The organism is uncultured Mucilaginibacter sp. (assembly GCF_937859865.1).
Classification (GTDB): Bacteria; Bacteroidota; Bacteroidia; order Sphingobacteriales; family Sphingobacteriaceae; genus Mucilaginibacter_A.
Map to the genome: position 1 here is coordinate 1 of NZ_CALMAT010000143.1, position 1,816 is coordinate 1,816.

The window sequence follows — 1,816 nt, forward strand, 5'->3', positions numbered from 1 at the left end:
AAATGGATAGCAGGTTTTCTTTTTTTGTGGCAAAAAGCTGGTTCAGCCTGTTCATGTAAGAGGAATTAAAATAGAAAATATGCATACTGTTTTTATTGGCATAAAAACAGTATCGTTAAAATCCGAAGTGGTTGATGTAAGTGGTCAAATCTTTATCGCCGCGGCCAGAAAGGCAAATTACAACCGTTTCATCGCCTTGAAATTTCATTTTTTTGAGTTGCGCTAAAGCATGAGCGGTTTCAATCGCCGGGATGATGCCTTCCAAACGCGAACATTCCAGCCCGGCTTCCATCGCTTCGTCATCCGTAATGTTGACATATTCTGCCCGTTTTATTTTGTGCAGATGTGCGTGCTGCGGCCCAATCCCCGGATAATCCAAACCGGCAGAAATGGAATAAGGCTCTACCACTTGCCCGTCATCGGTTTGCATTAAAATGGTGCGGCTGCCGTGCAAAACGCCTTCCCTACCTAAATAAGTTGTCGCGGCAGATTCACCCGAATCAACACCTCTTCCGGCTGCTTCCACGGCCACTAATTTTACGCTTTCTTCATCCAGAAAATGGTAAAACATGCCCATCGCATTGCTGCCGCCGCCAACGCAAGCCAAGGCATAGTCCGGCAGTTCGCTTCCGGTTTGTTCCAGCAATTGTTTACGGGTTTCTTCGGAAATAATAGACTGAAACCTGGCAACCATTTCGGGATACGGATACGGGCCAACCACAGAACCGATGATATAATGTGTGTCTTCAGGGTTGTTGATCCAGTCGCGCATTGCTTCGTTGGTGGCATCTTTCAGCGTTTTACTGCCGGAAGTTGCCGGGATAACGGTTGCGCCCAGCATTTTCATCCGGGCAACATTTGGCGCCTGTCTTTCAATATCAACTTCGCCCATGTAAACCACGCATTCGATATTTTTGAGCGCGCAAACAGTTGCCGTTGCCACGCCGTGCTGGCCCGCGCCTGTTTCAGCAATGATCCGAGTTTTGCCCAAACGTTGTGCAAGGAGAATCTGGCCAATGGCATTGTTGATTTTGTGCGAGCCGGTATGGTTTAAATCTTCGCGCTTAAAATAAATATTGGCGCCATACAAACCCGAAGTGCGTTTGGCAAAATACAAAGGCGAAGGGCGGCCCACGTAATCGCGCATCAACTGGTTAAATTCATGGATAAAAGAAGCATCCGTGGTAATTTCCAGGTATTGCTGCCTCAGTTCCTCAATATTGGGGTAAAGCATTTCGGGGATGTATGCGCCGCCGAAATCGCCGTAATAACCTTGTTCGTTAACTCCGTATTTCATTTTAAGGTTTTATTTGGAAGGAAGCGGTTTGTTATGCGCTTTGATCAAGGCAAAAGCTTCCTCCAGTTTTTTAATGTTTTTCAGCCCTGGCTCGTCTTCAAACCTGCTGTTCAAATCCAAACCATAAAAAGCCGGATGCTGCAACTTTAAAACTTCTTCCAGGTTTTCCTGGCCTAAACCGCCGCTGATAAAGAACGGAACATTTAAAGTATAATTTTCTAAAACATGCCAATCGAAAACCTTTCCGGAGCCGCCATAAACCAAGGTTTTTGTATCGAACAAAAAGTAATCAACCGAATTTTCGTAAGCTTTAAGCAAATTGAAATCAAAGTTTTCATCCACCCCAAAAGCTTTGATCACTTCAACCGTTTTTCTTAAAGCGGCGCAGGTTTCTGCAGATTCGCTTCCATGAAGCTGTACGGCATCCAAATGGTATTTTTGGATGAGGCTTTTGATGGTGCTAAAATCTTTATCCACAAAAACGCCTGTTTTTTTTGCCGGTAAACGAAGCTCCGTTAA

2 protein-coding genes are annotated in these 1,816 nt (G+C 45.1%); both read right to left on the minus strand.

Translation table 11 applies throughout. The features are described from left to right. Window positions 1-115: 115 nt before the first annotated feature. On the minus strand, window positions 116-1,297 hold the full coding sequence (gene trpB / locus Q0192_RS15630; RefSeq protein WP_299290805.1) for a tryptophan synthase subunit beta: 1,182 nt from the start codon (window positions 1,295-1,297) through the stop codon (window positions 116-118). A gap of 9 nt (window positions 1,298-1,306) precedes the next feature. Continuing rightward, the coding region (locus tag Q0192_RS15635; RefSeq protein WP_299290808.1) for a phosphoribosylanthranilate isomerase at window positions 1,307-1,816 on the minus strand (510 nt) is incomplete at its 5' end.

What these genes read in the sequence shown, in the direction of transcription:
- trpB (WP_299290805.1), bottom strand. Translation starts at nt 1,297, where the DNA reads ATGAAATACGGAGTTAACGAACAAGGTTATTACGGCGATTTCGGCGGC.